This window comes from Bacteroides timonensis, assembly GCF_000513195.1.
In the GTDB taxonomy this organism is placed as follows: domain Bacteria; phylum Bacteroidota; class Bacteroidia; order Bacteroidales; family Bacteroidaceae; genus Bacteroides; species Bacteroides timonensis.
In genome coordinates this window covers 92,052-100,191 of sequence record NZ_CBVI010000015.1, presented here as the reverse complement: position 1 = coordinate 100,191, position 8,140 = coordinate 92,052, and the positions used below count along the sequence as shown (strand labels likewise).

Genomic DNA, 8,140 nt, shown 5'->3' with positions numbered 1-8,140 from the left:
GTATTAGGGAGAGACTTATTACAAGTGGGGAACTTTTTCAGTGCCCTCACATCATGTATCCCCCTTTTTGTTATACTTTATAGAGTTATTTGATAACAAACTTATAAAATGATGCATTTTTAGAGAAAAAAGTAACGAATTTGTTTGTATGCTACGAAATTATCTATACCTTTGCACCGTCATAATAAAAACAAGAAGATAAAAATGATACAGAACTTTACATATATTCTACTGTGTGGTATTATTATTCTACTGGCAAGGTTTAGTGGAAGTGAGTGCTGTGCGTGAATATATGTAACGATTAGGATATTCGAAAGCCTTTCTCACTTCCAAGTGTGAAAGGCTTTTTTTAATGGCAATAATTTATAAAAACTATAAGAAATGAGTGACAAGTTATTTATTTTCGACACAACGCTCCGCGATGGCGAGCAGGTTCCGGGATGCCAATTGAATACAGTGGAAAAGATTCAGGTAGCAAAGGCATTGGAACTGCTGGGCGTGGATGTTATTGAAGCCGGATTCCCGATTTCCAGTCCGGGAGATTTCAACTCTGTTATTGAAATATCCAAAGCGGTGACATGGCCTACTATTTGCGCATTGACCCGTGCGGTACAAAAAGATATAGATGTAGCTGCGGATGCTCTGAAGTTTGCCAAGCACAAACGTATTCATACAGGTATCGGTACATCGGATTCGCATATCAAGTATAAATTCAATTCCAATCGTGAGGAAATCATCGAGCGTGCAGTAGCTGCCGTGAAGTATGCCCGCCGTTACGTGGATGATGTGGAGTTCTATGCAGAAGATGCAGGTCGTACGGACAATGAATATCTGGCTCGTGTGGTGGAAGCTGTAATTAAAGCGGGGGCTACAGTAGTGAACATCCCGGATACGACCGGTTACTGTCTGCCGGATGAATATGGAGCGAAGATCAAGTATTTGATGGAGCATGTGAGTGGTATTGAAAAAGCGATCCTCTCTACACACTGTCATAATGACCTGGGAATGGCTACTGCAAATACGATGGCCGGTGTACTGAATGGTGCCCGCCAGGTAGAGGTTACTATCAATGGTATCGGTGAACGCGCAGGTAATACTTCACTTGAGGAAGTGGCTATGATTATCAAATGCCATAAAGATATTGAAATTGAAACGAACATCAATACACAGAAGATTTATCCGACAAGCCGCATGGTTTCAAGTTTGATGAACATGCCGGTGCAGCCTAACAAGGCTATCGTAGGTCGCAATGCCTTTGCACACTCATCGGGTATCCATCAGGATGGTGTGTTGAAGAATGTGCAGACTTACGAAATCATCGACCCGCACGATGTGGGTATCGACGATAATTCTATCGTATTGACTGCCCGTAGCGGACGTGCTGCTTTGAAAAATCGTTTGCAGGTATTGGGCGTGGATCTTGAACAGGAACAACTGGACAAGGTATATGAAGCTTTCCTGAAATTGGCGGATAAGAAGAAAGATATTAATGATGATGATATACTAGTGCTTGCCGGTGCAGACCGTACACAGAACCACCGCGTGAAACTGGAATATCTGCAAGTGACCAGTGGAGTAGGTGTACGTTCGGTTGCCAGTCTGGGACTGAATATCTCCGGTGAGAAGTTTGAAGCGGCTGCCAGTGGAAACGGTCCGGTAGATGCAGCGATAAAGGCTTTGAAGAAGATCATTGATCGCCATATGACACTGAAGGAATTTACGATCCAGGCTATCAGCAAAGGTAGTGATGATATGGGTAAGGTACACATGCAGGTGGAATATGACAATCATATCTATTATGGTTTCGGTGCGAATACGGATATTATTGCCGCATCGGTAGAAGCTTATATCGATTGTATCAATAAGTTCAAGTAGTTACGGGCTACAGGCTACGAGCTACGAGTAGTGGTTATGTGTTTTAATAATTAATATTAGGAATAAAAGAACAGTTTACAAGTTATACCGAAGGGCTCTTGTAGCTCGTAGCTTGTAGCTAACAACTAAAAGATATGAATACATTATTTGATAAAATCTGGGATGCCCATGTGGTTCAGCAAGTGGAAGATGGTCCCACACAGTTATATATAGATCGGCTTTATTGCCATGAAGTAACCAGTCCGCAGGCTTTTGCGGGAATGCGCGCACGCGGTATCCAATGTTTCCGTCCGGAAAAGATTGTTTGTATGCCCGACCATAACACACCGACCCACGACCAGGACAAGCCGATTGAAGATCCGATCTCCAAAACACAGGTGGATACACTGGCCAAGAATGCGGAAGATTTTGGATTGACACATTTCGGCATGCTACATAAGAAGAATGGTATCATCCATGTGGTAGGTCCGGAAAGAGGCTTGACATTACCGGGAATGACGATTGTATGTGGTGACTCGCATACTTCAACGCACGGTGCGATGGGAGCAGTGGCTTTTGGCATCGGTACAAGTGAGGTCGAAATGGTAATGGCTTCACAATGTATCTTGCAGACACGCCCGAAGACGATGCGCATCACAGTGGACGGAAAACTGGGTAAAGGTGTGACGGCAAAAGATATTGCTCTCTATATGATGTCTAAAATGACAACGAGTGGTGCAACCGGTTATTTTGTGGAATATGCCGGAGAAGCAGTTCGCAGTCTGACTATGGAAGGACGTCTGACGCTGTGCAACCTGAGTATAGAAATGGGTGCACGTGGTGGTATGGTGGCACCGGATGAAGTGACATTCGAATATATCAAAGGCCGTGAATATGCTCCGGCAGGTGAGGAATGGGAGAAGGCGTTGGCATACTGGAAGACGTTGAAGAGTGATGAGAATGCTACGTTTGATAAAGAAGTGCATTTTGATGCGGCAGATATCGAACCGATGATTACATACGGAACAAATCCGGGTATGGGCATGGGCATCACGCAGCACATTCCCACGACTGACGGAATGGGAGAGGCTGCAAAAGCTTCATTCCTGAAATCAATGGATTATATGGGCTTCCAACCCGGTGAGGGAGTATTGGGCAAGAAGATAGATTATGTGTTTTTGGGTGCTTGTACGAATGGGCGTATTGAAGATTTCCGTGCTTTCGCCTCGTTAGTGAAGGGGCATAAGAAGGCGGAACATGTGGTTGCCTGGTTGGTGCCCGGTTCGTGGATGGTAGATGCACAGATTCGTGAAGAAGGCTTGGATAAAGTATTGGAGGAAGCAGGTTTTGCTATCCGCCAGCCGGGATGTTCGGCTTGTCTGGCAATGAATGATGATAAGGTGCCTGCCGGAATGTATGCGGTTTCTACAAGTAACCGTAACTTTGAAGGTCGTCAGGGACCGGGTTCACGCACGTTGCTTGCCAGTCCGCTGGTAGCGGCTGCGGCGGCAGTGACGGGAGTGATTACGGATCCGAGAGAACTGATTGGATGATGTTTCTGCCGGAGGTAAAAATAGTTTATCCGTATCCGGACTCACAGAGACATACGTATCTCACCCCTCATGAGAAGCGCATGTCACCACCCATGAGAAGCGCATGTCACCCCTCATGAGAAGCGCATGTCACCACTCATGAGAAGCGCATGTCATCACCCATGAGAAGCGCATGTCATCACCACCCCCTCCAGAATGTGCTGTAGCGGGGGTAAAATCCATTTTCAGCCGGTTTTCCCGTTGCTGGAAGATAATAAAACGATATTAAAATAATAGGACAATGAAACAGAAATTCAATATCATCACCAGTACTTGTGTCCCCCTCCCATTGGAGAATGTGGATACAGACCAAATCATCCCTGCACGTTTTCTGAAAGCTACGACGAAAGAAGGCTTCGGAGAGAATCTGTTCCGCGACTGGCGGTATGACAAGCAAGGAAACAAAATCGACTCTTTCGTTTTGAACGATCCGACCTATAGCGGACAGGTGCTTGTGGCCGGGAAGAACTTCGGTTCGGGCAGTAGCCGCGAGCATGCGGCATGGGCCATTGCAGATTATGGTTTCCGCGTGGTAGTCAGCAGTTTCTTTGCGGATATTCACAAGAATAATGAACTGAATAATTTCGTATTGCCTGTAGTGGTGAGCGAACCGTTCCTGAAAGAATTGTTTGATTCCATTGCCGCCGATCCGAAAACGGAGGTAGTGGTGAACCTGCCGGAACAGACAATCACCAACAAGGCAACAGGCAAAAGTGAGACTTTCGAAATCAATGCTTACAAGAAACATTGCCTGATGAATGGCTTGGATGACATCGATTTCCTGGTAGAGAATAAAGATAAAATAGAAGCTTGGGAAAATAGAAAATGAAGTATAAACAGCCCCAAATAGAAATCATGGACACCACGCTCCGCGACGGTGAGCAAACCAGCGGTGTGTCGTTCGTCCCCCATGAAAAGCTGATGATAGCCCGTCTGCTACTGGAAGAACTGAAAGTAGACAGGGTGGAAGTGGCTTCGGCACGGGTTTCGGACGGTGAGTTCGACGCAGTCAAGATGATATGTGACTGGGCGGCACGGCGTAATCTGTTGCCCCGGGTGGAGGTGTTGGGTTTCGTAGACGGGCATACGTCGGTAGACTGGATACACGCTACCGGTTGCCGCGTCATTAATCTTCTGTGCAAAGGTTCGCTGAAGCATTGCACATGTCAGTTGAGAAAGACCCCTGAAGAACATATCGAGGATATTATTGGCGTAGTGAATTATGCCAATGAGCAGGATATGGAAGTGAATATTTACCTGGAAGACTGGAGCAACGGGATGAAAGATTCTCCGGAGTATGTCTTCCAGATGGTGGATGCACTGATGCACACGAATATCAAACGGTATATGTTGCCTGATACACTGGGTGTGCTGAATCCGTTGCAGGTCATCGAATATATGCGGAAGATGGTGAAGCGCTATCCGCATGCTCACTTCGATTTCCATCCGCATAATGACTACGACCTGGCAGTGAGCAATGTGCTGGCCGCCGTGCTGAGTGGCGCGAAGGGACTTCATACCACGATCAACGGTCTGGGCGAACGTGCCGGTAATGCGCCGTTGTCCAGTGTGCAGGCTATTCTGAAAGATCATTTCAATGCTATCACTAACATTGACGAAGGGCGTCTGAATGAAGTCAGCCGGGTGGTTGAATCTTATTCGGGCATCGCTATACCCGCCAATAAACCGATTGTAGGTGAAAATGTGTTCACGCAGGTAGCGGGAGTACATGCAGATGGAGACAATAAGAGTAACCTTTATTGCAACGACCTGTTGCCCGAGCGTTTCGGGCGCAAGCGGGAGTATGCACTGGGCAAGAACAGTGGTAAGGCGAACATCCGTAAGAATCTGGAAGACCTGGGACTGACGCTGGATGAGGATTCCATGCGTAAGGTGACGGAACGGATTATCGAGTTGGGTGACAAGAAAGAGCTGGTTACCCAGGAAGATTTGCCTTATATAGTTTCGGATGTACTGAAGCACGGAGTGATGAATGAGAAAGTGAAACTGAAGACATACATCGTGAATCTTGCTTACGGTCTGAAGCCGATGGCTACGCTGAAGATTGAAATCAACGGACAGGAGTTTGAGGAAAGTTCCAGCGGTGACGGTCAGTATGATGCTTTTGTACGTGCTCTGCGTAAGATTTATAAGGTGACGTTGGGACGCAAATTCCCCATGCTGACGAACTATGCCGTAACCATCCCTCCCGGTGGGCGTACCGATGCTTTTGTGCAGACCGTGATTACCTGGAGCTATGACGGCACAGTGTTCCGTACACGCGGATTGGATGCCGACCAGACGGAGGCAGCGATTAAGGCGACAATGAAGATGCTGAATATCATTGAGGATGATTATGAACTTAAAAAATCAGAATGATGAACCCTGTTGAGAAAAAGATATCATTCTTTGAAAATCATCCGAAGGTGTGTTATGCGTTGTATGCAGTCTTGCTCTTTGCTTTCAATCTCTTTCTGCGTTGGAAAGATAGGGAGTTGAGTGCGGACGAATATTTCATCTCTGCTATCAATACCCTTATACTAACAGCGGGTTTTGTGTGGGGCGACCGTTATCGTCGCAAAAATCTTGTGAATCAGAAGAAAATAGAAGAATTCCTAAAAAATAAAGAAAACAATGGATTTTAAAATTGCAGTATTAGCCGGTGACGGCATTGGTCCGGAGATTTCCACCGTAGGTGTGGACGTAATGACCGCCGTATGTGAGAAGTTCGGACATAAAGTAAACTACGAATATGCCATCTGCGGTGCAGATGCTATCGACAAAGTGGGCGATCCGTTCCCCGAAGCTACTTATGAAGTTTGTAAAAACGCGGATGCTGTTTTGTTCTCGGCTGTAGGCGATCCGAAATTCGACAATGATCCTACTGCCAAAGTACGTCCCGAACAGGGTCTGCTGGCTATGCGTAAGAAACTGGGATTGTTTGCCAATATCCGTCCGGTACAAACTTTCAAATGTCTGCTCCATAAATCACCGCTTCGTGCAGAACTGGTGGATGGCGCAGATTTTCTTTGTATCCGCGAACTGACCGGTGGTATGTATTTCGGCGAGAAGTATCAGGACAACGACAAAGCGTATGATACCAATATGTACACTCGTCCGGAGATTGAACGTATTCTGAAAGTTGGTTTCGAGTATGCTATGAAACGCAATAAGCACCTCACGGTGGTAGATAAAGCCAATGTACTCGCATCTTCACGCCTGTGGAGACAGATTGCTCAGGAAATGGCACCGCAATATCCTGAAGTGACTACGGACTATATGTTCGTGGACAATGCAGCCATGAAGATGATTCAGGAGCCTAAATTCTTTGATGTAATGGTTACCGAAAATACATTTGGTGATATCCTTACGGATGAAGGTTCCGTAATCAGTGGCTCTATGGGATTACTTCCTTCAGCTTCTACAGGCGAAAGCACTCCTGTATTCGAACCGATCCACGGTTCATGGCCACAGGCTAAAGGTTTGAACATCGCTAATCCGTTGGCGCAAATCCTTTCGGCTGCCATGTTATTCGAATATTTCAATTTGCTGGAAGAAGGCGCGTTGATTCGCAAAGCCGTAGACGCTTCTCTGGATGCTAACGTCCGTACACCGGAAATTCAGGTAGAAGGTGGTGCGAAGTATGGTACCAAAGAAGTAGGAGCATGGGTGGTAGATTATATCAAACGTAGCTAATCTTCGGCAAATACGGCTTCGCAATGTTCACCCGGAACTTCAAACTCCAGGGTGGCATGGCCGATGCCGAAATCTTCAAGCCGGTGGCGGATGAGGTGTTTCACCTCTTGCATACCTTCCGGTTGCTTTAAAACAATATGGGCTGTCAGTGCATTCTCTGTGGTGCTGATGGCCCATATATGTATATGGTGAACGTCGTCAACGCCGGAAAGGGCACGGATGGCTTTTACTACTTTCTGACTATCTATACTTGTGGGTACGCCATCCAGCGTCAGGCGAAGACTGTCATGCAGTAAATTCCACGTAGAGATGAGAATGACAACAGCCACAATCAGACCGATAATCGGGTCGATAATATACCAGCCGGTCCGGCTGATAACGATACCTGCCACTAATACTCCCACTGATACCAAAGCATCTGCCGCCATATGCAGATAAGCTCCTTTTACGTTCAGGTCTTTTTCCTTATCTTTCATAAAGAGGAAAGCCGTGAATGCATTGATAAGTACACCCACACCCGCTACCCAGGCAATGGCTCCACCGGGAACAACTGCCGGATTACTTAGCTTATGAATACTTTCGATGACAATGGCGCCTACGGCTACCAGCAAAATGACTGCATTGAGCAGGGATACCAGGATCGTACTTTTTTTATAACCATACGTATAGCGTTCATTGGCTTTGACTTTGGCCAGGCGGAAAGCCAGCAATGCCAGCACGAGACTAACTACATCGCTTAGATTGTGTCCTGCATCGGAAAGCAGCGCGAGGGAATCGAACCAGAAGCCGGCTGCGAACTCTATGACGACAAAGGCTAAATTGAGAACAATGCCTATAATAAATGCCTTGTTCAGCGACTCTGCGTTGATGGCATGGCTATGCTGATGTGAATGTTTGCGTGACATATATTTAATAAGGTGTAAGAGTTATATAAATTTTATTATGCAAATTTACGTGATAGAAATGTAACACTTGAACGGTGAAATAGTTTTTTATCT

General features: G+C 46.2%; 7 protein-coding genes. 6 read left to right on the top strand and 1 reads right to left on the bottom strand.

From position 1 onward, the window contains the following. Positions 1-381: 381 nt before the first annotated feature. The 6 genes from BN161_RS04980 (at position 382) to leuB (ending at position 7,142) form a co-directional block, all read left to right on the top strand. Positions 382-1,875 (top strand): 2-isopropylmalate synthase, encoded by a 1,494-nt coding sequence (locus BN161_RS04980; RefSeq protein ID WP_044263508.1) that lies wholly within the window; start codon positions 382-384, stop codon positions 1,873-1,875. Positions 1,876-2,009: 134 nt separating this feature from the next. Continuing rightward, the gene (gene leuC / locus BN161_RS04975; protein WP_007217259.1) at positions 2,010-3,407 is read left to right on the top strand and encodes a 3-isopropylmalate dehydratase large subunit; all 1,398 of its coding nucleotides are present in this window, start codon (positions 2,010-2,012) and stop codon (positions 3,405-3,407) included. A gap of 280 nt (positions 3,408-3,687) precedes the next feature. Further along, positions 3,688-4,275, top strand: coding sequence for a 3-isopropylmalate dehydratase small subunit (gene leuD / locus BN161_RS04970; RefSeq protein WP_044263507.1), 588 nt, complete (start codon positions 3,688-3,690; stop codon positions 4,273-4,275). Then, complete coding sequence (locus BN161_RS04965; RefSeq protein WP_007214990.1) at positions 4,272-5,825, top strand: alpha-isopropylmalate synthase regulatory domain-containing protein; 1,554 nt, start codon at positions 4,272-4,274, stop codon at positions 5,823-5,825. The genes leuD and BN161_RS04965 overlap by 4 nt, the downstream gene beginning before the upstream one ends. Then, positions 5,822-6,091: a hypothetical protein gene (locus tag BN161_RS04960; protein ID WP_244436418.1), complete on the top strand. Its 270-nt coding sequence runs from the start codon at positions 5,822-5,824 to the stop codon at positions 6,089-6,091. Before BN161_RS04965 ends, BN161_RS04960 begins: the two co-directional genes overlap by 4 nt. Next, positions 6,081-7,142 (top strand): 3-isopropylmalate dehydrogenase, encoded by a 1,062-nt coding sequence (gene leuB, locus BN161_RS04955; protein ID WP_007214989.1) that lies wholly within the window; start codon positions 6,081-6,083, stop codon positions 7,140-7,142. Before BN161_RS04960 ends, leuB begins: the two co-directional genes overlap by 11 nt. Here the strand turns inward: leuB and BN161_RS04950 are convergent. Beyond that, positions 7,139-8,047, bottom strand: a complete 909-nt coding sequence (locus BN161_RS04950) for a cation diffusion facilitator family transporter (RefSeq protein WP_044263506.1) — start codon at positions 8,045-8,047, stop codon at positions 7,139-7,141. The two genes, leuB and BN161_RS04950, sit on opposite strands and share 4 nt — an antisense overlap. Positions 8,048-8,140: the final 93 nt, after the last annotated feature.

Bases quoted from the DNA above. Each gene is read 5' to 3' on its own strand.
- BN161_RS04980 (WP_044263508.1), top strand. From the start codon at position 382: ATGAGTGACAAGTTATTTATTTTCGACACAACGCTCCGCGATGGCGAG.
- leuC (WP_007217259.1), top strand. From the start codon at position 2,010: ATGAATACATTATTTGATAAAATCTGGGATGCCCATGTGGTTCAGCAA.
- leuD (WP_044263507.1), top strand. From the start codon at position 3,688: ATGAAACAGAAATTCAATATCATCACCAGTACTTGTGTCCCCCTCCCA.
- BN161_RS04965 (WP_007214990.1), top strand. From the start codon at position 4,272: ATGAAGTATAAACAGCCCCAAATAGAAATCATGGACACCACGCTCCGC.
- BN161_RS04960 (WP_244436418.1), top strand. From the start codon at position 5,822: ATGATGAACCCTGTTGAGAAAAAGATATCATTCTTTGAAAATCATCCG.
- leuB (WP_007214989.1), top strand. From the start codon at position 6,081: ATGGATTTTAAAATTGCAGTATTAGCCGGTGACGGCATTGGTCCGGAG.
- BN161_RS04950 (WP_044263506.1), bottom strand. From the start codon at position 8,047: ATGTCACGCAAACATTCACATCAGCATAGCCATGCCATCAACGCAGAG.